A 21280-nucleotide genomic window follows, 5' to 3' on the forward strand; every position below is an offset into this window, starting at 1 on the left:
TGAAATTGTTGACCTGCCTGTTACATCCTGGCATCGTTGAGCGTTGGGGGACCTCATGACACGTTCGGAATTGATCGCTGGATTGGCGGAAGACAACCCGCATTTGACCGTCGCGGATGTGGAGAAGATCGTCTCGGCCTTGTTCAACGAGATGACGGCCGCACTTTCGCGCGGGGAGCGGGTAGAGCTGCGCGGCTTTGGCGCCTTTACCGTGAAGCGCCGCCAGGCCCGCGCCGGGCGCAATCCGCGCACCGGGGAGACGGTGGATGTGGCGCAGAAATCCGTGCCGTTCTTCAAGGCCGGCAAGGAGTTGCGCGAGCGGATCAACAAACCCGCCGCACCCGCCGCGGCGAAGAAGACGAGTGGAGTAAAGAGCTGAAATCCATCAAATTCATCATCGGCTTCCTGGTCATCCTGGCGCTGGTGATTTTCGTGCTCTCCAACCGGGTGCCGGTGCAGATCGGGTTCTGGCCGTTTGGCTCCGCCTCCGCCTGGCTGGGGCCGGTGGCGGTGGTGGCGCTGGCCATCGGGTTTTTTATCGGGCTGCTGGTGGCGCTGCCGCGCCAGTTGCATTGGCGGCGCCGGGCGCGCCAGGCCGAGAAGCGTGTGGTGGAGCTGACCCCGCCGGCGCCGGCGGTGCCGGTGACGCAGCCGACGATAATCAGGTGAGATGAACATGACGGGTCGTTTGATCGCGGCGATCGATACGCCGGATTTGGTGCGCGCCCAGGCGCTGGTGCGCGATGTGGCGCCGCATTGCGGCATGGTGAAGCTGGGGCTGGAATTTTTCCTGCGCCATGGCGTGGACGGCTATCAGGCGGCGGCGCAGGGCGCGGATGTGTTCCTGGATCTGAAGCTGCACGATATTCCCAATACGGTGGCGGGCGGTGTGCGCGCGTTGTTGCCGTTGGGACCGAAGCTGATCACCATTCATGCCGGTGGCGGCACCAGGATGATCGAGGCGGCGGCGAAGGCGGCGGGGGAGATCGGGCCGACCAGGCCGAAGGTGATCGCGGTGACGGTGCTAACGAGCTTCGATTCCGAAGGCTTGGCCGAGACCGGTATTTCCGGCGGGACAGCGAAGCAGGTGCTGCGGCTGGCGCGGCTGGCGTTGAGCTCCGGGGCGGACGGGCTGGTCTGCTCACCGCATGAGATTTCGATTTTGCGCGATGCGCTCGGGTCAGCGCCGATTCTGGTGGTGCCCGGCATTCGCCCGGAAGGTGCGGCGCTGGGCGACCAGGCGCGGGTGATGACGCCGCAGGAGGCGGTGGCGGCGGGGGCGGATTATATCGTCGTCGGCCGGCCGATCACCGGGGCGGCGGATCCTGGCGCGGCGGCGGCGGAGATTGCCGCCAGTATCGCATGAGCCGGCTGGTCAAAATCTGCGGGCTGAAGGATGCGGCGGGGTTTGACGCCGCCATTGCCGCCGGGGCGGATTTCGTCGGGTTCGTGTTTTTCGCGCCTTCGCCGCGTTACGTGACCAGCGTCGAGGCGCAGGAATTGTCGCTGCGCCATGCAGGCGGGCCGCAACGCGTCGGGCTGTTCGTCAATCCGAGCCTGGATGAGGTGGATGACGTGCTGAAGGATATCTCGCTGGATATTCTGCAGGTGCACGGCACGAAAGAGCAGGTGCAGGCGCTGCGTCTGCGCTTTGGCCGGCCGGTCTGGCACGCGCTGGGGGTGGAGAGCGAGCAAGAGTTTCCGGCGCAGGACGACACCGCCGATGGCTATATCGTCGAGGCGAAGCCGCCACCGGGGGCGATGCGCCCGGGCGGCAATGCCGTGCAGGCGGATTGGGATCTCCTGGCGAAATTCCGGCCGGCGAAGCCCTGGCTGCTGGCCGGGGGGCTGAACCCCGCGAACGTGGCGCGGGCGCTGGCGATCACCGGGGCGCCGGGGGCGGATGTGTCCTCGGGCGTGGAGCGGGCGCCGGGCGAGAAGGACCCGGGGTTGATCCGGGCCTTCATCGAGGCGGCGAAACAAGGCTGAGGGGTTTGCGGGCAGGCGCCGCCCGAAAATTTCGCGTTTATTTGAACAGCATCTTCGCCCCGACCAGGGCGAGGATAAGGCCCAGGCAGAGTTTCAGCAGCTTGTCCGGCGCGAATTTCGCCAGCAGGCTGCCGAGGATGATGCCCGGGATGGAGCCCATCAGCAGCGCGCCCAGCAGATGGACATTGATTGTCCCCAGCGCCAGATGGCCAAGCCCGGCCAGCAGCGTCAGCGGCACCGCATGGGCGATGTCCGAACCGACGATGCGCACCATCGGCAAGCGCGGATAGAGGATGATCAGCGCGATCGTCCCCAGCGCCCCGGCGCCGACCGAGGAGAAGGCCACCAGAATCCCCAGCACGAAGCCGACAATGATGGTCAGCCGGCGCGATTCGCCGTCGCCGAATTCCGGGTGCCGCCTGGCGATGGCCTTGACGATCTTCTCCTTGAACAGCAGCGAGACGGCGCTGAGCAGCAAGGCGATGCCCAGAATATAGGAAATCGCGGCGGAGACATCCTTGCTGGCGGCACCGAGCCAGGCGATCACCCCCAGGCTGAGCACGGTGGCCGGAATCGAGCCGGTGGCCAGCCGCCCGACAATGCGCCAATCCACGCTCTTGCCGCCGCTATGCACGGCGGTGCCGGCGCATTTGGTGGCGGCGGCGAACAGCAGATCCGTGCCCACCGCCGTGCTCGGATGCAGGCCGAAGAACAGCACCAGCAGCGGCGTCATCAACGAGCCGCCGCCGACCCCGGTGAGCCCCACCAGGAACCCGACAAAGGCGCCAGAGACGACATAGGCGGTCTGAAACATTTAAATTCCTATCGGTGATGTAGGATTAAAATGTCATAAAGCTTTTCGGCCCGCAAGATGGCGCTGTTTCGCCTCAGGGCGGCGCGGCGGAAGTGATCCGCGCCCAGCCTATCGGGTGAGCGAAGAAACGCACGCCGCCGCCACCGCCCGGCACCCAGGCGCCGCGATGATGGGCAAAGCCATGGGCGATATCCGTGTCGGTATCGTTCTGCTCGCCGGCCTGGGCTTCCTGCGGCCCCTCCTGCGCCAGTGCCGCCTGGCTTTTGCCGCTGGGGCGGATCACCGCGATATGGCCGGGCCTGGCGGTGTCTGGGTTTTCGAACACCGCCAGCACCAGCCAGCCCTGGTTGGCGAGGCTCTGCGCCTTGATGAAATCCACGCTCTGCCAGCCTTGCGCCGGGCCCTGGGTTTGCAGCCATTCATACTGGGCGTTGGCGAGGTCGCGCTGGCCATGTTTGGGCGGGTGCAGCAGCGGCACGTGCAGCCGCATCGCCATCGCGGCGGCGTAGGCGCTGCAATGCGTGCCCCTGGAATAGCCGGGAAAGAGCGGGTTTGGCTTGCCGCTGCGCCACAGCACATGCTGATGCGGCAGCCAGAGCTGATCGACATGCGAGGCATCGAGAAACCCGCTCAGCTGTGCGCCTTGCGGGGTGATGGCGCCGCAACATGGCTGCGCCGCGGCGGGGGCGGCGAAGAGCAGCAGCGACAGAGCAAGCCAACAGGGTTTCATGTTCAGGCCCTCGGGTGCGCTTTACGCCAGATATCCATCAGCTGGCTGGTCTCGACATCCGTATAGCGTTGCGTAGTGGACAGGCTGGCATGGCCGAGCAGCTCCTGGATCGCCCGCAGATCCGCCCCGCCGGCGAGCAGATGGGTGGCGAAGCTGTGGCGCAGCGCGTGCGGGGTGGCGTGCTCGGGCAGCCCGTTCAGGCGGCGGAAATTGCGCAGATTTTTCTGCGCGATGGAGGCGTTCAGCCGGCCGCCGCGCACGCCGATGAAGAGCGGCTCAGCCCGCCCTGGATTGGGGTGCAGCTTCAGCCAGCCGGCGATGGCGGCGCGCACCGCCGGCAGCAGCGGCACGATGCGCTGTTTCTGGCCCTTGCCGGTGACGCGCAACGCATCATCGGCGGCCGGCAGATCGCCGATATTCAGCGCCAGCGCCTCGGCGATGCGCAGGCCCGCCCCGTAGAGCAGCGCCATCAGCGCGGCGTCGCGCGCCTGCTCGAAGGCGGTGTCGGTGGCTTCGCCGATATCATGGGTGACGCTGAGCGCCTGGGCGGTGGAAAGCGCCTTGGGCAGAGGCGGTTTCGGCTTCGGGCGGGCGAGCAGCGAGAGCTGCACCGTCTCCACCCCGTGCTGCCTGTGCAGATAGCGATAGAAGGTGCGCAAAGCGGAGAGTTTGCGGGCACGGGTGGCGTTGATGTCCCCTTCCTGCGCGGCGCGGGCGAGGAAGGCGCGGAAATCCGCCGCGCGCAGGGCGCCAAGGCGGGCGGGGGTGGGCGGTTCGCCACGATGCTCGGCGATGAAAGACAAAAATGCCCGCACATCGCGGGCATAGGTTTCGACCGTCTTCGCCCCGGCCCGGCGCTCAGCGCCGAGCCAGGAACAGAATGCGGTCAGTAAATCGTCAGACAATGCTCTGCCCGGTGGCCGCCCAATCCTTCAGGAAGCCGGCCAGGCCCTTGTCGGTCAGCGGGTGGGCGTAGAGCTGCTTGATGACGGAGGGCGGGATGGTGGCGACATCGGCCCCCATCTTGGCCGCCTCGATCAGATGGATCGGGTTGCGGATGGAGGCGGCCAGCACCTCGGTCTTCAGGTTCGGGTAGTTGTCATAGATGGTCACGATGTCGGCGATCAGCTCCATGCCGTTCTGGCCGATATCATCCAGCCGCCCGATGAAGGGGGAGATGAAGCTGGCGCCGGCCTTGGCGGCGAGCAGCGCCTGGGCGGCGGAGAAGCAGAGCGTGACATTGACCATCACACCTTCCTGGGAGAGGGCGTAGCACGCCTTCAGCCCATCCTGGGTCAGCGGCACTTTGATGCAGACATTCGGGGCGATCTTCTTCAGCACCTCGGCCTCGGCCAGCATCTGCTTGTATTCGGTGGCGGCCACCTCGGCGCTCACCGGGCCGGGGACGACCTCGCAGATTTCGGCGATGACATCGAGGATCTTGCGGCCGGATTTGGCGATCAGCGACGGGTTGGTGGTGACGCCATCGAGCAGGCCGGTGGTGGCCAGCTCGCGGATTTCAGCGATTTCGGCGGTGTCGACAAAGAATTTCATGTGTGGCTTTCCGGTGAACTTAGACTCTGGTTAAGAGCATACAGCATGGAGCAACCTTCACCCACAAGCCGCGTCAGCGTCCTGCTCCCCTATAAATTCGACATGGCCTTTACCTATGAGGCGCAAGGTCCATTGGCGCCGGGCACGCTGGTGCGCGTGCCTTTGGGGCGGCGCATGGTGGTGGGGGCGGTGTGGGATGAGCCGCCGGACGAGGCGGTGAAAACCCGGCCGGTGGCGGAGGTGCTGGACTTCCCAAAACTGCCGGAGGATCTGCGCACATTCATCGATTGGGTGGGGGGCTATACGCTGGCGCCCCGAGGCGATGTGCTGGCGCTGACGCTGAAGGAGAAGCTGCTGGAGGCGCCGCCGAAACGCGCCAAGAGCTTCGCCTTTGGCGGCGCGGATGCCGCCCGGCCCGGCCCGGCGCTTTCGGTGATCCAGGAGGCGGCCGCCGTGGCACTGCGATCCACGGTCGCGGAGGCAGCGTTTTCGGTGACACTGCTGGATGGCGTCACCGGGTCCGGCAAGACCGAGGTTTATCTCGAAGCCGTCGCGGCGGCGTTGCGGCTGGGCAAGCAGGTGTTGGTGCTGCTGCCGGAAATCGCGCTCTCGGTGCAGATGCTGGCGCGTTTCGAGGCGCGGTTTGGCGCCCGCCCGGCGGTCTGGCATTCGGAGCTGACCCCGGCGCAGCGGCGCGAGACCTACCGCGCGGTGGCGCAGGGGCGGGCGGATGTGGTGGTCGGCGCGCGCTCGGCCTTGTTTCTGCCCTTTGCCGATCTCGGGCTGATCGTGGTGGATGAGGAGCACGAGACCTCCTTCAAGCAGGAGGACGGGGTGATGTATCACGCCCGGGACATGGCGGTGGTAAGGGGCAAATTCTGCGCCGCCCCGGTGCTGCTGGTGAGCGCCACGCCGAGCCTGGAGACGGCCGAGAACGCCGCCCAGGGGCGCTATCGCAAGCTGGATCTGCCCGCCCGCCATGGCGGGGCGACGATGCCGCGCATGGAAGCCCTGGACATGCGCGAGGCGCCGCCCGAGCGTGGCAAATTCCTCTCGCCCTTGCTGGTGGCGGCGATGCGCGAGACGCTGGCGCGCGAGGAGCAGGCGATGCTGTTCCTCAACCGGCGCGGCTATGCGCCGCTCACCCTCTGCCGCACCTGCGGCCACCGGCTCTCCTGCCCGCATTGTTCGGCCTGGCTGGTCGAGCATAAGGCCTCGCCCCGGCTTTCCTGCCATCATTGCGGCTACAGCCTGCAGCGCCCGGCCAAATGCCCCACTTGCGAGGCTGAGCACAGCTTCGTGCCGATCGGCCCCGGCGTGGAGCGGATCGCCGAGGAGGTGGCGGAGCTGTTTCCGGATGTCGCGGCGCTGACCATGGCCTCGGACGTGATCGCCGGCCCGGCCCAGGCGGCAGAGGCGGCGGAAAAGATTTCCAAGCGCGAGGTCGGCATCATCATCGGCACCCAGATGGTCGCCAAGGGCTGGCATTTTCCGCATCTGACCTTGGTGGGCGTGGTGGATGCGGATCTGGGGCTGGCGGGTGGGGATTTAAGGGCCGGGGAGCATACGGTGCAGATGCTGCATCAGGTCGCCGGGCGCGCCGGGCGGGCCGAGGCGCCGGGGCGCGTGCTGTTGCAGAGCTATGATCCCTCGCATCCGGTGATCGAAGCTTTATTATCCGGGGATCTGCCGGCTTTTCTGGAGCAGGAGGCGGCGCTGCGCCGGCCTGGCCATTGGCCGCCTTTCGGGCGGCTGGCGGCGTTGATTGTGAGCGCCGAGGATGAGCGCATCGCCGACCAGGCGGCGCGGGCGCTGGCACGGGTGGCGCCGCAAGGCGAGGGGGTGCAGATGCTGGGCCCGGCCCCGGCGCCGATCGCGCTGCTGCGCGGGCGGCACCGGCGGCGGCTTTTGCTGCGCACCAGGCGCGATATCGCGGTGCAGCCTTTGCTGCGGGCCTGGCTGGCGCAGGTGCCCTTGCCCCGCCAGGTGAAGCTGGATGTGGATGTGGACCCTGTTTCGTTCATGTAAATAAAGAAATGGTTATGTGCCTTGGGGGTTTAACCTAAGGTTTTTCGGGCTAGATCGGGTTCATCCGACCATGATCAACCAGGATTGAAGCCCTCCATGATCGATCACGCGCGGACACTCGTGCTCTGGCTCTATAACGCCATCCCGGACCCGGTTGTGGGGACGGCGATGCTGGTGCTGGCCGCTTTGGTGGCGATGTCGCTCTGCCGCTGGGTGTTTGCCCGGCTCTCGCGCATTGCCGGGCGGTTCGGCAATGTCCCGCAGATGCTGATGGCGCGCTCCAAGGGGCCGACCTGCGCGCTGCTGGTGCTGCTGGCGGTGAGCGCGGTGCTGCCTTTGGCACCCTTGCCGGATAATCCCTCCTCCATTCTGGGCCATCTGCTGGTTGCCGCCTTCGTGCTGGTGCTCGGCTGGACGCTGATGAATACGGTGGAGCTGTTCGCCGATCTCTATATCAAACGCATCCATTTCGAGGATGACAGCAACAACCTAGTGGCGCGCAAGCAGATCACCCAGGTCGGTATTCTGCGCACGGCGGTGCGCACGCTGCTGGTGCTGCTGACCGTGTCGCTGGCGCTGATGACCAGCAGCGCGGTGCGGCAATATGGCGTGTCATTGTTTGCCTCGGCCGGGGCGGCGGGGTTGGTGGTGGGGCTGGCGGCGCGGCCGTTGCTCTCCAATCTGCTGGCCGGCATTCAGATCGGGCTGACGCAGCCGATCCGGCTGGAGGATTCGGTGGTGGTGCAGGGGGAGTGGGGCTGGATCGAGCGGATTGGCGCCACCTATGTCGTCATTCGCATCTGGGATTTGCGGCGGCTGATCGTGCCGCTATCTTATTTCATCGAGCAGCCATTTCAGAACTGGACGCATTCCTCGGCAGATCTGATGGGCACGGTGATGCTGTATGTGGATTACAGCGTGCCGCTGGAGCAGGTGCGGCAGAAATTGCGCGAGGTGGTGGAGGCCAATCCGCGCTGGGACCGCAAGGTGGCGATGGTGCAGATGACGGATCTGCCCAATGCGATGGTAGAGCTGCGGCTGCTGGTGAGCGCGCGCAATGCCGGGGTGCTGTGGGATCTGCGCTGCGATGTGCGCGAGGCGATGGTGACCTGGCTGGTGAGGGAATATCCGGGCAGCCTGCCGCGCCGAAGGTTGGAAATGGCGGGGATGCCGGAACGTGCCGGGCCGGGCGGTGCTTTTGTCGCGGCGGGCGAAATGGCGGCGGAGCCGCACAGGTAGCAAAAGTTTTTTGGTGCCGCTTTTTTTCAAAAAAGCGGCGAAAACGTCTGGGGTGGTGGCACCGACGCCGTCAACACCCCAAACGTTTCGCGGCCCTTTTTGAAAAAAGGGCCGCCTCCCAAAAACTTTTGCTCTTAATCGTTGCTCGGATAGGCGCGCATCAGCCGTTTCTGTTGCTGCCACAGCGCCAGCAGCTTCCACGGGCCGATCGGCCGGCGGCCCTGCGCGCGCACCTGCGCGCCGATGCGAAAAGACTCGCCATAATGGAAGAACTGGTCCCGATAGGCCTGTTTCAGCGTCATCTCCGGGTCCCAGATATGGGTCGCCTCGGAGCCGGCGCCGTTGAATTCGATGATGCGGAACTCCCGCCCCTCGCACAGCGCCTCAAGGCTGTCGAAGCGCAGATCGATGCGGGAGAAATAAACCTCCGGCATGTCGCGCATGATCTCGTCGATCCGCGCGCTCAGCGCCGGGGTGACGATGGAGAGGCCGTCCTTGAAGGTGGAACCGCGGCAATGATTGCCGACGAAGACCAGCCCGACCCGCTCATTCGGCGCCGGCACGCTGGCGGCGCGCGCGCCGAGCTTGCGCAGCAGCAGGGCGGAGATCGCGTTCAGCCGCTCATCCGCCGCGATCAGCTCTTTCACGCTGCGCCGCCCGTCGCCGATCACCACCGGCGGATATTTCAGCGTCACCGAGGTGATGCGGCCATTCGTCTCGCCGGGGCGGCGGATATAGAAAATCCCGGCCTCGCCTTCATAGTTGACGAGGCTTTGCAGCTGCAGCGCGGCGCCACGCGGGAAGGGGCGCAGATAATCGGCCAGCTGCGCGTCATCGCGCACCACCCGCACGCCCACGCCGTTGCAGCTCATGTCCGGCTTCGCCACCACCGGGTAGCTGAGCCCGGCCTCCGCCATCGCCAGCCTGGCGCGGGGCAGGTCATCCGCATCCTCATGGCCGCTGACGGTGAAGGGGGCGTAATCCGCCACCCAGGCCCGGGCCTTGGGACCGGCGAGGCCGAGGATCTGGTTTTTCGACTCGCCGCAGATGCCGCCGGCATTGATCAGCGGGTTGGCGAGCGAGGGCAGGGTGATGCTGCGATAGCGGATGGCATTGAGTGCCCAGAACGCCACCACCGGCGCATAGAACAGCCAGTCCGGCCAGAACTCGAAGAAGGAAACCGGGCTTTTCCGCCCGCCTTGCTTCAGCTTGCCGAGAGACCCGGCCAGCGATGCTCCGCTCATTGCGGTGTCCTTTTGTTGTAGAGCCTCGTCGCCAGGCGGCCGACGAGGATGATGATGACCAGGAATACCCCAAGCCCGGCCCAGCGCCAAATCCCGAGATAATGCGCCATCAGCGTGCCCAGGCGCAGCGAGATGTAAAACAGCAGGCTGGTCCAGACCAGCGTGGCGACGATGGCGGCGAGCGCGAAGGGCAGGAACGGGGCGCGCAGGAAGCCCAAAGTGGTGTAGGTGGGCAGGCGCAGGCCCGGCACGAAGCGGCTGACCAGCACCAGCGGCACCACTTTGGTTTTCACCCAATCATGCCCGAGATCCCGCCTTTGCTGCGGCACCAGGCGCTGCGCCCAGCGATGCGTGGCGGAGAGCCGCCCCAGCCCGTAGAGCCCGAGATCCCCCAGCACGATGCCAGCATAGAGCGAGCCCAGCGCCAGCGGCAGAGAGAGGCCGCCGGAGGCCACCTGCATGGCGGCCAGCAAGGTCGCCGCATCTTCCAGGATGAAGGTGCCGGAAATGATCGTCGCGGCCTGGAGGGATTTGAGGCCCGCGGCGGCGGCCAGCAGGACGGTGAAGCTTGGCAGGGGCATCGTCCCGCCCCTTAGCCCTGTTTCTTCGCCGGACGCAACCGGCCTGGATGGTAGGTCAGGTGCCGTCCGGCCCGCTCAGCATCGCCAGATGGTCGGCCTGCGGCGGCAGTACATTACACAGCCCGCCATGGGCCTTCATCGCGCGGCAGGTATCGTGGGCGCCGTCATAGGTCAGGCCGGTGAGCTGGGCCAGCCAGAGCGCCTTGCCGTCCCGCCGGACATGCTGGATCTGCGCGATGCCGTGGCCGTGCAGCTGGCGCGCCTTCATCGCCGCCACGCGGGCATTGCTCTCATATTTATAGAGGCCCAGCTGCGCCACCCAGTGTTTGGTGGCGGTGGGCTGCCGGGTGGAGTCCGGCAGCGGGGCCGCGCGGGTGGGGGTGCGGCTGGCGACGCGCTCGACCTTCGCCGCCTGCATATGCGCAGGCGCCGGGTTGCTGGCGGCGGCGACCATCGCGCGGGTCATGTCGACATGACCGCCAAAGCCCGAATCCAGCATCGCGGTCATCTGATGATAAGAGGTCGGCCAGCTTGGCTCGTGCAGCACCACGCCGATCAGCTGCTTGCCGCCGCGCGCGGCGCTGGTGACCAGGTTATGCCGGGCGAGATCGGTATAGCCGGTCTTCATGCCGGTGGCGCCGGCATAGCTTTTCAGCATGCCGTTATTGCTGAACACCTTGCGGCCGTGGAAATCGAACGAGGTGACCTCGAAGAAGGTCTGGAACTGCGGATAATTCTCGACGATGTCGCGCGCCAGCATGGCGAGGTCGCGGGCCGTGGTCACCTGGTTCGGGTTGGGCAGGCCGGAGGCGTTGGCGAACTGCGTCTGCGCCATGCCCAGCGCGTGGGCGCGCAGCGTCATCATCTGGGCGCAGCGCGCCTCGGAGCCGCCGCCGAGATATTCACCCAGAGCGGTGGCGGCATCGTTGGCGGACATGGTGGTCATCGCCAGAATCGCATCGCGCACGGAAATCGTGCTGCCGGGGCGCAGGCCGAGCTTCACCGGCTCAACCGAGGCGGCGTGTTCGGAGACCGGGATCTGCGTGTCGAGCGACATCCGCCCGGCATTCAGCGCCTGGAAGGCGAGATCCAGCGTCATCAGCTTGGTGAGCGAGGCGGGGTAGCGCGGCGTATCGGCGTCGCTGGCGGAGATCACCTGGCCGGTGCGCGCATCGATGAGAATGGAGCTGATGCCCGGCGAGGTCGGGCCGAAGCCGCTGCTGTCGGCGACATTGCGCGCCGGCACGGCGGGGCGCGCATAATGATGCACGTAATGATGGTTCAGCACATGGTGCTTGAGCTTGTGCAGTTCATGCGCCGAAGCCGCTGCCGGCAAGAAGGTGCCGGCCAATCCAAGGCCCGCCACCGCCCACATGGCCACGCGCTTCCTGCTCATACCCTGCATGCCTCGCCATCCCGTGATTGACTCTGAAAAGGTTTTAATCGCGGCGCCAGGGAGCTGTCCAGCGATAAACGCTGATCTTCTCGATGAAAGAACAAAAAATTGAATGGCTTACCATGTGAGTCTCAGCGCCGGCCGGGAGCGCCGGGCGCGGGCGCAGGGCCTGCGGGCCAGAACATTAAAATTCTGACAATAATTTCACCCTCAAACAATTGTGCGCCGCACAAAAAACACTTGACGGTTGTGTTTTCGTTTCGCTAAAACGCCGTTGCTGCACTGCGGCAAAGAACGCCAATATGCTCGCCGGTTGGAGCTGTGCAGACATCGTCATTCTAACGGGAGCCGAACCCAGATGAGCGCCACCAAGACCAAGACTGCCGCCGCCGCCGATGCAACCGTCGCCTCCATGGAGGGCGCTGCTGACGCCTCCGTGAAGTCGTTCGAGAAATCCATGTCCGCGCTGCGCGAGAACATGGAGAAGGCCACCAAGGGCTTTGAGACCTCTCAGGCCAAGATCAAGGAAAACGTGGAGAAAGCCGTGAAGACCTCCGAAGAAATGCTGGCTTTCGGCCAGGGCAACCTGGAAGCCTTCGTCAAGGCCTCGCAGATCTACGCCGCCGGGTTCCAGGACATCTCCAAGCACCTGGCCGCCGCCTCCAAGGCCACGCTGGAAGAGAATGTCGCGTTCTCCAAGTCCCTGATGGGCGTGAAGTCCGTCAAGGAAGCTGTCGACCTGCAGACCGGCTTCGCCAAGGCGAGCGTCGAGAAGGCGGTGTCCGAGAGCAACAAGCTGGCCGATGTCACCGTGAAGCTGGCCGAGCAGGCGATGGCCCCGCTCACCGCCCGTCTGACCATCGCGGTTGAGACCTTCGGCAAGTTCCACTAAGCCCGTCGCCGCCGTCTCTGGGCGGCGCTGTTTGGGGAAAAACCGGCCTTAGGGCCGGTTTTTTTGTTTAAAAACGTATCGTCACATGATCTCGCCCTGGGCTGAAAGCGGCCGTTAAGCACCCCATGTTTTTCACATTGAGGAAAAACGCTCTTTCATAGCGGCGTGTGGTTTCGATATGCTTGGAACCAGGATGGGTCCGAATGCCGCGCGTAGGGCGTCCCGCGGTCTGGCTGGGTGGCACCGGCGGGCATTTGCTGAAGGTAAGTGATTGATGAGTGAGAACGACAAACGCAAAGGAACCGAGGGGCCGGGGGCCAGCGTCGTGGCGAAGCCACGGCCGAAAACCCGCAAGCCGACCATGTACAAGGTTCTGATGCTGAACGACGATTACACGCCGATGGAGTTCGTCGTGCATGTGCTGGAGCGATTCTTTCAGAAGTCGCGCGACCAGGCGACGCAGATTATGCTGCACGTGCATCGCCGCGGGGTGGGGGTGTGCGGGGTCTATACCTATGAGGTCGCCGAGACCAAGGTGACCCAGGTGATGGATCTGGCGCGCCAGAACCAGCATCCGCTGCAGTGCACGATTGAGAAAGAGTGACGTTTTAATTTACGATGACATTCCCATGTTAATCTGTACCCTGCAAAACAGCGTAAACGGGAATTGCAGTCACCCAATGCCAGCCGGACAGGCAGAGTGAATGTCCGGACCTAAGACCCCCGTGGATCGGGGTGAAAGAACGGTTTAGCCATGCTGTCTCGCAACCTAGAACAGACTCTCCACCGGGCCCTGTCCTTGGCCGCCGACCGGAAACACGAATATGCCACGCTGGAGCATCTGCTCCTCGGCCTCGTGGACGACGCGGATGCGGTGACGGTATTGCGCGCCTGCGGGGTGGATCTGGACAAGATCAAGAAGGACCTCACCGAGTTCCTGGATAAGGATCTCGCCGGCCTGGCGACCGATCGCGGCGGCGATCCGAAGCCGACCGCCGGTTTCCAGCGCGTGGTGCAGCGCGCCGCCATCCATGTGCAATCCTCCGGCCGCGATGAGGTGACCGGGGCAAACGTGCTGGTCGCGCTCTTCTCCGAGCGCGAGAGCCATGCGGTGTATTTCCTGCAGCTGCAGGACATGACCCGGCTGGACGCGGTGAATTTCATCTCCCACGGCATCGCCAAGAGCCCGGGCAAATCCGCCCCGCGCCCGCCCACCGGCTCCTCCGAGCCCAACGAGTCGGGTGAGCGCGAGGAGAAGGGCAGCGCCAAGCGCGGCCAGGACGCGCTTTCCACCTACTGCGTCAACCTCAACAAGAAGGCCAAGGAAGGCAAGATCGATCCGCTGATCGGGCGTGAGCACGAGATCGAGCGGACGATCCAGATCCTCTGCCGGCGCACCAAGAACAACCCGCTTTATGTGGGCGATCCGGGCGTCGGCAAGACCGCGATCGCGGAAGGGCTGGCCAAGCGCATCATCGATGAAGATGTGCCGGAAGTGCTGCTGAACGCCACCATCTTCGCGCTGGATATGGGCGCGTTGCTGGCTGGCACCCGCTACCGGGGTGATTTTGAGGAGAGGCTGAAGGCGGTGGTGACTGAGATGGAGGCCAATCCCGGCGCCATCCTGTTCATTGACGAGATCCATACCGTGATCGGCGCCGGGGCGACCTCCGGCGGGGCGATGGATGCCTCCAACCTGCTCAAACCGGCTCTGGCCCAGGGCACGCTGCGCTGCATCGGCTCCACCACCTATAAGGAGTTCCGCAACTATTTCGAGAAGGACCGCGCGCTGGTGCGGCGCTTCCAGAAGATCGACGTGAACGAGCCCTCGGTTGAGGATGCGGTGAAGATCCTGCGCGGGCTGAAGGTCGCGTATGAGAAGCACCACAAGGTCCGCTACACCGATGACGCGATCCGCGCCGCGGTGGAGCTTTCCGCGAAGTACATCAACGACCGCAAGCTGCCGGATAAGGCGATCGACGTGATCGACGAGGCGGGGGCGGCGCGGATGCTGCTGCCGGAGAATAAGCGCCGCAAGACGGTGACGCTGAAGGATGTCGAGGAGATGGTCTCCAAGATCGCCCGGATTCCGGCCAAGTCGGTCTCCAATGACGACAAGGAGGTGCTGCGGCATCTGGAGCGCGATTTGAAGGGCATGGTGTTCGGCCAGGATGCCGCCATCGAGGCGCTTTCGGCCGCGATGAAGCTCTCCCGGGCCGGGCTGCGCGACCCGGAGAAGCCGATTGGCAATTACCTCTTCTCCGGCCCGACCGGGGTGGGCAAGACCGAGGTGGCGCGGCAGCTGGCGAGCACGCTGGGCATCGAGCTGACCCGTTTCGATATGTCCGAGTACATGGAGCGGCATTCCGTGTCGCGCCTGATCGGCGCGCCGCCGGGCTATGTCGGGTTCGATCAGGGCGGCATGCTGACCGATGCGATCGACCAGCACCCGCATTGCGTGCTGCTGCTCGATGAGATCGAGAAGGCGCATCCGGATCTGTTCAACATCCTGTTGCAGATCATGGATCACGGGAAGCTGACCGACCATAACGGCAAGCAGGTGGATTTCCGCAATGTCATCCTGATCATGACCACCAATGCGGGCGCGGCGGACATGCAGAAGCCGGGCATCGGCTTTGGCAAGCAGACCCGGATCGGCGAGGATGAGGAAGCGGTGAAGAAGCTCTTCACCCCGGAATTCCGCAACCGGCTGGATGCGATCATCCCCTTCGCGGCGCTGACGCCGGAGATTGTCGGCCGCGTGGTGGAGAAGTTCGTGATGCAGCTGGAAGCCCAGCTGGCGGATCGCAACGTGACCATCGAGCTGTCTTCGGCCGCCAAGGAGCTGCTGGCCGAGCAGGGCTACGAGCCGCTTTATGGCGCGCGGCCGCTGGGCCGGGTGATCCAGGAGCAGATCAAGAAGCCGCTGGCCGAGGAGCTGCTGTTCGGCAAGCTGGTGAAGGGCGGGGCGGTGAAGGTGAGCGTGAAGGACGGCAAGCTCGCCTTCGACATCTCCGAGGCCCCGGCCCTGGCGCTGCCGAAGCCCGAAGCCGAGGGCGATGGAGACGACGAGAAGGCCCCGGAAGAGGTACATTGAGACGAAAAACGGCGCCGCGAGGCGCCGTTTTTGTGAGCAAAAGTTTTTGGGGTCGTAGGCGCCAAAGGTTCCGACGCTGCGCAGCAGCGTTGGAAAGGCGCCGGAGGGATGGGGGCTTTTTTCAAAAAGCCCCCATGAACGTTTGGGGTGGTGGCAACGAAGGTGCCACCACCCCAAACGTTTTTGCCGCTTTTTTGAAAAAAAGCGGCACCAAAAAACTTTTGCAATTTTTTGAGGAGGCCTTCAGGCCTTCCGCACGAATTCCTGCTTGATGAAATAATCCCCGGCTTCGATCGCATGATCGCCGCTATGCAGCCGGATATTTTTCAGCTTCGTGCCCACCTTCAGCCCGGTGGAGGAACCCTTCACCTTCAGATCCTTGATCAGCACCACGCTATCGCCAGCCGCCAGCACGGTGCCGTTGGCATCGCGGATCACCTCCGCCGCCTCGGTGATCTCGGCGGGCCATTCGAACCCGCACACGTCACAAATATGGGTCTCGCCGGAGAGATGCGTCTCCTCCAGGCTGCATTGCGGGCAGGTTATTTTGGTCATGCGCTGGCTTTAGGCGCGGGGCGGGGGCGCGTAAAGCCTGTCTTGTCCTGAAACGATTTGGCTGGAAGAAGGGCGGCATGTCACGCCTGCTTGCCAATCTGCTCCTGCTCACCGCCGCCTGCCTCTGGGGCGGGGCCTTCGTCGCGCAATCCGAGGCGGGGGCCTGGCTCAATCCGGGCTGGTTCACCGGGCTGCGCTTCGCGCTGGCCTTCCTGACCGTGTTGCCGCTGGGCCTGTGGGAGGCGCGGCGCGCCCGCCAGAAACTGCGCGGGGTGATGGGGCTGGTGGCGCTGGCGGCGATCTTCGCCATCTCCTCCTTCCTGCAGCAATGGGCGCTCTCCTTCACCAGCGTCACCCATGCCGGCTTCCTCACCGGGCTTTATGTGATTTTCGTGCCGGTGCTGGAGATGGTTGTGCTGCGCCGCGCCGCGCATCCCACCGTCTGGGGCGCGGCGCTGCTGGCGCTGGCCGGAACCTGGTGCCTGGGCGGCCGGATCAGCGGGCTGGGGTTCGGCGATGCGCTGATCATCGTCTCGGCCTTCGGCTTCGCCGCCCAGATCGTGCTGCTGCAGCATGTGGCCCGCCATACCGGCCGGCCGGTCGCCGCTGCCCTGGCGCAATCCGCCGCCTGCGTGCTGCTGGGGAGCGGGGCAGGGGCGGTGATGTCGCCGCTGCATCTGGCGGCCATATATGCTTGCCTGCCGCAGCTGCTCTATGGCGGCATCATCTCCGGCGGCGTCGCCTTTCTGTTGCAGGCGCTCTGCCAGCGCCATACCGGCGCCACCGATGCGGCGGTGATGCTGATGTCGGAATCGCTGTTCGCGGCTTTGTTCGCGGCCCTGCTGCTGCATGAGCGGCTGAGCGAAACCGGCTGGGCCGGCTGTGCTTTATTGTTCGGCGCGCTGGCCCTGGCGCAGTTCGGCCCCGCCCTCTGGCCCGCGCGCCGCAGGGCGCTGCTATAAAATAAGGGGCTGTCCCGGAAAAATTTCAGGCTTGTACCTTCAACGCTACGGGCAAAAGGCGAAGAGGCTCGGGATCGACTTAATGGCCAGACGAATGAAGTTCTGGGACAGCCTTTAAAATAAAGTTATGACTTTGGACAAACCGAAGCGACGCGGCGGACGTTAATGTCAAGCCACAAAAAAGACTGAGCCTGTTTGCAAAAATACACTGCGTTACATTTCGCTGCCGGGCTTTCATGCCGTCGGAATCCCGGCTTATGTAGGTTTGTTATCCTTACCTAATGTAAGGGGCGCGCGATCTTGCTGCTATAAAAACATGGAGTGCTCGCTTTGAACCAGTCCGTCATTGCCAGGCGGCGTTTCCTGCTGGCGTCGGTTTCGCTGATGGCCGCCGTGCCGACCATCGGCTGCGCGCAGGCCTATTCCGGCGCTCTGCCCTGGAGTGCCAACGCAAACGGGTCGCCCAAGCCGGTCGATCCCGCCGGTTGGACCTATTTCACCCCGGAAGAAGTCGCCGTCATCGACGCGCTGGTGGATCGTCTGATCCCCGCCGACGACCTCTCCCCGGGTGGCAAGGATGTAGGCATTACCGTGTATATTGACCGGCAGCTCTCCGGCCCGTTCGGCAATGATAGCTGGTTCTATATGAGCCCGCCCTTCCAGGAGGGCTATCCGGGCCAGGGCGTCCAGAGCCCGGTGACCCCGGCGCAGCGTTATCGCAAGAGCATCGCCGCCCTCGAAACCTATTGCCACGGCGCCTATGCCGGCAAGGGCTTCGCGCAGATCCCACCGGACGAGCAGGACAGGCTGATCGGCCAGATGGAGACGGGCACGCTGCAGCTGGGCAAGCTCAGCTCCAAGGCGTTCTTCCAGATGCTCTGGCAGAACACCAAGGAAGGCTTCTTCGCCGACCCGGTTTATGGCGGCAACAAGGACATGGCCGGCTGGCGCATGATCGGCTTCCCTGGCGCGCGTTATGATTATCGCGACTGGGTGACCAAATATAACCAGCCTTATCCGCTGCCGCCGATCGGCATCAAAACCCACCCCGACTGGTCCTGACCCCGCGAGGAACTGAAACATGGTAAAAACGCTCCCCCGCAAGGATGTGGCGATCGTCGGGCTCGGTTGGACCGGCTCGATCCTCGCTTATGAACTGACCGGTGCCGGTCTCGACGTCGTCGCCATCGAGCGCGGCGAATGGCGCGACACCGCGACCGATTTCCCCCCCGCCTGGGCGCCGGATGAGCTGCGCTATGGCGTGCGGCTGGATCTGTTCCAGCGCCCAGCCCAGGGCACGGTGACGCTGCGCAACAACATGAGCCAGACCGCGCTGCCGGTGCGCCAGTTCGTCTCCTTCCTGCCCGGTAATGGCGTCGGCGGCGCCGGTGTGCACTGGAACGGGATGACCTACCGCTTCCTGCCGACCGATTTTAAGCTGCGCTCGCACGTGACCCAGCGCTACGGCGCCAAGGCGATCCCGGATGACATGACCATCCAGGATTGGGGCGTCACTTATGAGGAGATGGAGCCCTATTACGACAAGTTCGAGAAGCTGGCGGGCATTTCCGGCAAGGCCGGGAATCTGAACGGCCAGATCCAGCCCGGCGGCAACCCGTTCGAGGGCGCGCGCTCCAGCGAATACCCGACCAGGCCGACCACCCCCACCTATGGCCCCAGCCTGTTCGCCAAGGCGGCCGAGAGCCTGGGCTATCACCCGTTCCATGTGCCCTCGGGCAATCTCTCCGAGAGCTATACCAACCCGCTGGGCGTGACGATGGGCCAGTGCTCCTATTGCGGCTTCTGCGAGCGCTTCGGCTGCGGCAACTACTCCAAATCCAGCCCGCAGACCTGCGTGCTGCCGGCCTTGATGCTGCGCAAGACTTTCGAGGCGCGGACCAAGTGCAACGTCACCCGCATCAATCTCGACAATACCGGCAAGAAGGCCACCGGCGTTACGTATGTCGATGCCAAGGGCGAGGAGGTGTACCAGCCGGCGGATATGGTGCTGGTCTGCAACTTCTCCTTCAACGCCGTGCATCTGCTGATGGTCTCGGGCATCGGCACCATGTACGACCCGACCACCGGCAAGGGCACCGTCGGGCGCAACTACGCCTATCAGTGCGATTCCGGCGTGGCGCTGCAGCTGCCCGAGGGCACGCATCTGAACAAATTCATCGCCGGTGGTGCCATCGGCATGGTGATCGACGACTTTAACGGCGATAATTTCGACCATACCGGCCTCGGCTTCATCGGCGGCGGCAATATGGGCGCGACCGTCACCGGCGGCCGGCCGATCCAGCAGCTTTCGATGATGCCCGGCCAGCCGAGCTGGGGTGCGGGCTGGAAGAAGGCGGCGAAGGAGAGCTACCAGACCGTGTACGGGCTGGGCGCCCAGGGCAGCTCTTATTCCTACAAGGATTGCTATCTGGATCTCGACCCGACCTACAAGGACCCGTATGGCAGCCCGCTGCTGCGCATGACCTTCGACTGGAAGCAGAACGAGTTGAAGATGTCCGCCTATATCACCGCGAAGCTGGAGCAGATCGCCAAGGCGATGGGGGCGGTTTCCACCCATGCCGCGCCGCGCAAGGGCAATTATACGGTGACCGTGTACCAGTCCACGCATAATACCGGCGGCGCGGTGATGGGTGATGACCCCTCCACCAGCGTGGTCAATAAATACGGCCAGAGCTGGGACGTGCCGAACGTGTTCGTCTTCGGTGCCGCCTTGTTCCCGCAGAATCATGGTTACAACCCGACCGGCACGGTCGGCGCGCAGGCCTATCTCGGCGCCGACGGGATCGTGAACCAGTACATCAAGAGCCCCGGCGCTCTGCTGCACATCTGAGGAGAGAGAGAATGAGCAAGATGCGTTTCCTCACCCAGGCGGCGGCGGGTCTGGGTTTCACCGCCCTGGCGGGCCTGGCCATGGCCCAAACCGCGCCGGGCGATGCGCAGACCATCGCCCAGGGCAAATATCTCGCCACCGCTGGCGATTGCGCGGCCTGCCACACCGCCCCTGGCGGCCAGCCGATGGCCGGCGGCCTCGCTATTCAAACACCGTTCGGCAAGATCATCGCGCCGAACATCACCCCGGATAAGGCCACCGGCATTGGCAACATGTCCGATGCGGAGTTCATCAAGGCGCTGAAGCAGGGGATTGGGCATAGCGGCCATCTCTACCCGGCGATGCCCTATGTCTATTACAACAAGGTGCCGGATGATCAGATTTTGGCGATCCGCGCCTATCTGAACACGCTGAAGCCGGTGGACCATAAGGTCGTCTCCGATCAGCTGCCTTTCCCCTATAATATCCGCGCCGCGATGATCGGCTGGAATCTGCTGTTCTTCCCCGATAAGGGGGATTTCAAGCCGGATGCCAGCCAGTCCGCCGCATGGAACCGGGGCGCCTATTTGGTGCAGGGGCTGGAACATTGCGCCGCCTGCCATACGCCGAAAAACGCGCTGGGCGGCGATGAGACCGGCCATGAATTCCAGGGTTCGATCGTGGACGGCATGAATGCGCCGAACATCACCGCCTCCTGGAACGGCATCGGCAGCTGGAGCGTGCAGGATATCGCCGATTATCTGAAGACCGGCCATAATCAATACGCCGTCGCCTCCGGCCCGATGGCGGAGGCGGTGAAGAACTCCACCTCGCAGCTGACGGATGCGGATGTGAAGGCGATGGCCGTCTATATCAAATCCCAGGCGGGGGCGGGCGGCACCGCCCCGGCCCCGGTGGCGGCCAATGATCCGGCGATGCTGGCCGGTGCGAAGATCTATAATGATGAATGCGCCGCCTGCCATACCGGGAGCGGCATGGGCAAGGCGGGCATCTTCCCGGCTCTGGTGAAGAGCCCGGTGGTGCAGGCCGACAAGCCGGCGACACTGATCGGCATTGTGCTGCATGGCGGGCATGGTGTCGGCATCCCCACCGCGCCGACTGCCCCGGCGATGCCGTCTTTCGGCTGGCTGCTGAGCGATCAGCAGATCGCGGATGTGGCCACCTATGTCCGCAACAGCTGGGGCAATGCCGCGCCCGCCGTGAGCGCGGACGAGGTGAGCAAGGCCCGCGCCGGCAAGAGCAACTGAGCCCAAGAGGCTTCGGCGAATGCAAACGCCCGGCTTCGGCCGGGCGTTTTTTTGACCTGGACAGCGTTCATCGGCGATACCATGTGAAGACTCTGACCCAA

The 21280-nt window shown here is 64.6% G+C and carries 22 protein-coding genes; 14 read left to right on the plus strand and 8 right to left on the minus strand.

Annotation, left to right across the window (positions count from 1 at the left end; translation table 11 throughout):
* Positions 1–55: 55 nt before the first annotated feature.
* The 4 genes from T331_RS0106825 to T331_RS0106840 are packed head-to-tail and all read left to right on the plus strand — an operon-like array spanning position 56 to position 1989.
* The gene (locus tag T331_RS0106825; protein WP_008493465.1) at positions 56–379 is read left to right on the plus strand and encodes an integration host factor subunit beta; all 324 of its coding nucleotides are present in this window, start codon (positions 56–58) and stop codon (positions 377–379) included.
* A gap of 44 nt (positions 380–423) precedes the next feature.
* Complete coding sequence (locus tag T331_RS20135; protein ID WP_051622222.1) at positions 424–669, plus strand: LapA family protein; 246 nt, start codon at positions 424–426, stop codon at positions 667–669.
* 1 nt (position 670) lies between these two features.
* Positions 671–1366 carry an orotidine-5'-phosphate decarboxylase gene (gene pyrF, locus T331_RS0106835; RefSeq protein ID WP_026439490.1) on the plus strand — a complete coding sequence of 232 codons (696 nt, stop codon included), beginning with the start codon at positions 671–673 and terminating at the stop codon, positions 1364–1366.
* Complete coding sequence (locus T331_RS0106840; RefSeq protein WP_026439491.1) at positions 1363–1989, plus strand: phosphoribosylanthranilate isomerase; 627 nt, start codon at positions 1363–1365, stop codon at positions 1987–1989. Before pyrF ends, T331_RS0106840 begins: the two co-directional genes overlap by 4 nt.
* A 37-nt stretch (positions 1990–2026) precedes the next feature.
* Here the strand turns inward: T331_RS0106840 and T331_RS0106845 are convergent, their stop codons facing one another.
* From T331_RS0106845 to fsa, 4 genes are all read right to left on the minus strand, one after another.
* The gene (locus T331_RS0106845) at positions 2027–2803 is read right to left on the minus strand and encodes a sulfite exporter TauE/SafE family protein (protein WP_008493461.1); all 777 of its coding nucleotides are present in this window, start codon (positions 2801–2803) and stop codon (positions 2027–2029) included.
* Positions 2804–2876: 73 nt separating this feature from the next.
* Positions 2877–3533: a hypothetical protein gene (locus T331_RS17615; RefSeq protein ID WP_051622223.1), complete on the minus strand. Its 657-nt coding sequence runs from the start codon at positions 3531–3533 to the stop codon at positions 2877–2879.
* Positions 3534–3535: 2 nt separating this feature from the next.
* Positions 3536–4438: a tyrosine recombinase XerC gene (locus tag T331_RS0106855; protein ID WP_026439492.1), complete on the minus strand. Its 903-nt coding sequence runs from the start codon at positions 4436–4438 to the stop codon at positions 3536–3538.
* Positions 4431–5087: a fructose-6-phosphate aldolase gene (fsa, locus tag T331_RS0106860; RefSeq protein WP_008493457.1), complete on the minus strand. Its 657-nt coding sequence runs from the start codon at positions 5085–5087 to the stop codon at positions 4431–4433. Before fsa ends, T331_RS0106855 begins: the two co-directional genes overlap by 8 nt.
* 45 nt (positions 5088–5132) lie before the next feature.
* Between fsa and priA the strand changes: the two genes are divergently transcribed.
* Together priA and T331_RS17620 are read left to right on the plus strand one after the other, a co-directional pair.
* Positions 5133–7115: a replication restart helicase PriA gene (priA, locus tag T331_RS0106865; protein WP_026439493.1), complete on the plus strand. Its 1983-nt coding sequence runs from the start codon at positions 5133–5135 to the stop codon at positions 7113–7115.
* A 96-nt stretch (positions 7116–7211) separates the two neighbouring features.
* Positions 7212–8354 carry a mechanosensitive ion channel family protein gene (locus T331_RS17620; protein WP_035179472.1) on the plus strand — a complete coding sequence of 381 codons (1143 nt, stop codon included), beginning with the start codon at positions 7212–7214 and terminating at the stop codon, positions 8352–8354.
* A 134-nt stretch (positions 8355–8488) separates the two neighbouring features.
* Here T331_RS17620 and T331_RS0106875 read toward each other — a convergent pair whose 3' ends face one another.
* Genes T331_RS0106875 through T331_RS17625 form a run of 3 tightly spaced genes read right to left on the minus strand, consistent with a single transcriptional unit; the run spans position 8489 to position 11575 of the window.
* Entirely contained in the window at positions 8489–9598 is a 1110-nt protein-coding gene (locus tag T331_RS0106875; RefSeq protein ID WP_035179475.1) for a D-alanine--D-alanine ligase, read from the minus strand.
* Complete coding sequence (locus T331_RS0106880) at positions 9595–10179, minus strand: DedA family protein (RefSeq protein WP_026439495.1); 585 nt, start codon at positions 10177–10179, stop codon at positions 9595–9597. The genes T331_RS0106875 and T331_RS0106880 overlap by 4 nt, the downstream gene beginning before the upstream one ends.
* Positions 10180–10234: 55 nt before the next feature.
* On the minus strand, positions 10235–11575 hold the full coding sequence (locus T331_RS17625; RefSeq protein WP_244876908.1) for a D-alanyl-D-alanine carboxypeptidase family protein: 1341 nt from the start codon (positions 11573–11575) through the stop codon (positions 10235–10237).
* Positions 11576–11933: 358 nt separating this feature from the next.
* Here T331_RS17625 and T331_RS0106890 point away from each other — a divergent pair, with 358 nt between their 5' ends.
* The 4 genes from T331_RS0106890 (at position 11934) to T331_RS20265 (ending at position 15836) form a co-directional block, all read left to right on the plus strand.
* A complete protein-coding gene (locus T331_RS0106890; protein WP_008493451.1) occupies positions 11934–12467 on the plus strand; it encodes a phasin family protein in 534 nt (177 codons plus the stop codon).
* Positions 12468–12741: 274 nt separating this feature from the next.
* The gene (clpS, locus tag T331_RS0106895; protein WP_008493450.1) at positions 12742–13071 is read left to right on the plus strand and encodes an ATP-dependent Clp protease adapter ClpS; all 330 of its coding nucleotides are present in this window, start codon (positions 12742–12744) and stop codon (positions 13069–13071) included.
* Between the two features lie 150 nt (positions 13072–13221).
* Positions 13222–15564 (plus strand): ATP-dependent Clp protease ATP-binding subunit ClpA, encoded by a 2343-nt coding sequence (gene clpA / locus T331_RS0106900; protein ID WP_026439496.1) that lies wholly within the window; start codon positions 13222–13224, stop codon positions 15562–15564.
* Positions 15565–15698: 134 nt separating this feature from the next.
* Entirely contained in the window at positions 15699–15836 is a 138-nt protein-coding gene (locus T331_RS20265; RefSeq protein WP_211248688.1) for a hypothetical protein, read from the plus strand.
* Here the strand turns inward: T331_RS20265 and T331_RS0106905 are convergent.
* Entirely contained in the window at positions 15808–16119 is a 312-nt protein-coding gene (locus tag T331_RS0106905; RefSeq protein ID WP_008493447.1) for a zinc ribbon domain-containing protein YjdM, read from the minus strand. The two genes, T331_RS20265 and T331_RS0106905, sit on opposite strands and share 29 nt — an antisense overlap.
* A gap of 77 nt (positions 16120–16196) precedes the next feature.
* On the opposite strand from T331_RS0106905, the gene T331_RS0106910 reads away from it, so the two are divergent.
* The 4 genes from T331_RS0106910 to T331_RS0106930 all read left to right on the plus strand — a co-directional run bounded on the left by T331_RS0106910 (position 16197) and on the right by T331_RS0106930 (position 21179).
* Positions 16197–17081: a DMT family transporter gene (locus T331_RS0106910; RefSeq protein ID WP_008493446.1), complete on the plus strand. Its 885-nt coding sequence runs from the start codon at positions 16197–16199 to the stop codon at positions 17079–17081.
* A gap of 321 nt (positions 17082–17402) precedes the next feature.
* Positions 17403–18143 (plus strand): gluconate 2-dehydrogenase subunit 3 family protein, encoded by a 741-nt coding sequence (locus T331_RS0106920; protein WP_244876909.1) that lies wholly within the window; start codon positions 17403–17405, stop codon positions 18141–18143.
* A gap of 19 nt (positions 18144–18162) precedes the next feature.
* Entirely contained in the window at positions 18163–19932 is a 1770-nt protein-coding gene (locus T331_RS0106925; RefSeq protein ID WP_026439498.1) for a GMC family oxidoreductase, read from the plus strand.
* An 11-nt stretch (positions 19933–19943) separates the two neighbouring features.
* A complete protein-coding gene (locus T331_RS0106930) occupies positions 19944–21179 on the plus strand; it encodes a c-type cytochrome (RefSeq protein ID WP_081822148.1) in 1236 nt (411 codons plus the stop codon).
* Positions 21180–21280: the final 101 nt, after the last annotated feature.

The organism is Acidocella facilis ATCC 35904, assembly GCF_000687875.1.
Classification (GTDB): Bacteria; Pseudomonadota; Alphaproteobacteria; order Acetobacterales; family Acetobacteraceae; genus Acidocella; species Acidocella facilis.

Bases quoted from the DNA above. Each gene is read 5' to 3' on its own strand.
- T331_RS0106825 (WP_008493465.1), top strand. From the start codon at position 56: ATGACACGTTCGGAATTGATCGCTGGATTGGCGGAAGACAACCCGCAT.
- pyrF (WP_026439490.1), top strand. From the start codon at position 671: ATGAACATGACGGGTCGTTTGATCGCGGCGATCGATACGCCGGATTTG.
- T331_RS0106840 (WP_026439491.1), top strand. From the start codon at position 1,363: ATGAGCCGGCTGGTCAAAATCTGCGGGCTGAAGGATGCGGCGGGGTTT.
- T331_RS0106845 (WP_008493461.1), bottom strand. From the start codon at position 2,803: ATGTTTCAGACCGCCTATGTCGTCTCTGGCGCCTTTGTCGGGTTCCTG.
- T331_RS17615 (WP_051622223.1), bottom strand. From the start codon at position 3,533: ATGAAACCCTGTTGGCTTGCTCTGTCGCTGCTGCTCTTCGCCGCCCCC.
- fsa (WP_008493457.1), bottom strand. From the start codon at position 5,087: ATGAAATTCTTTGTCGACACCGCCGAAATCGCTGAAATCCGCGAGCTG.
- priA (WP_026439493.1), top strand. From the start codon at position 5,133: ATGGAGCAACCTTCACCCACAAGCCGCGTCAGCGTCCTGCTCCCCTAT.
- T331_RS17620 (WP_035179472.1), top strand. From the start codon at position 7,212: ATGATCGATCACGCGCGGACACTCGTGCTCTGGCTCTATAACGCCATC.
- T331_RS0106875 (WP_035179475.1), bottom strand. From the start codon at position 9,598: ATGAGCGGAGCATCGCTGGCCGGGTCTCTCGGCAAGCTGAAGCAAGGC.
- T331_RS0106880 (WP_026439495.1), bottom strand. From the start codon at position 10,179: ATGCCCCTGCCAAGCTTCACCGTCCTGCTGGCCGCCGCCGCGGGCCTC.
- T331_RS17625 (WP_244876908.1), bottom strand. From the start codon at position 11,575: ATGAGCAGGAAGCGCGTGGCCATGTGGGCGGTGGCGGGCCTTGGATTG.
- T331_RS0106890 (WP_008493451.1), top strand. From the start codon at position 11,934: ATGAGCGCCACCAAGACCAAGACTGCCGCCGCCGCCGATGCAACCGTC.
- clpS (WP_008493450.1), top strand. From the start codon at position 12,742: ATGAGTGAGAACGACAAACGCAAAGGAACCGAGGGGCCGGGGGCCAGC.
- clpA (WP_026439496.1), top strand. From the start codon at position 13,222: ATGCTGTCTCGCAACCTAGAACAGACTCTCCACCGGGCCCTGTCCTTG.
- T331_RS20265 (WP_211248688.1), top strand. From the start codon at position 15,699: ATGAACGTTTGGGGTGGTGGCAACGAAGGTGCCACCACCCCAAACGTT.
- T331_RS0106905 (WP_008493447.1), bottom strand. From the start codon at position 16,119: ATGACCAAAATAACCTGCCCGCAATGCAGCCTGGAGGAGACGCATCTC.
- T331_RS0106910 (WP_008493446.1), top strand. From the start codon at position 16,197: ATGTCACGCCTGCTTGCCAATCTGCTCCTGCTCACCGCCGCCTGCCTC.
- T331_RS0106925 (WP_026439498.1), top strand. From the start codon at position 18,163: ATGGTAAAAACGCTCCCCCGCAAGGATGTGGCGATCGTCGGGCTCGGT.
- T331_RS0106930 (WP_081822148.1), top strand. From the start codon at position 19,944: ATGAGCAAGATGCGTTTCCTCACCCAGGCGGCGGCGGGTCTGGGTTTC.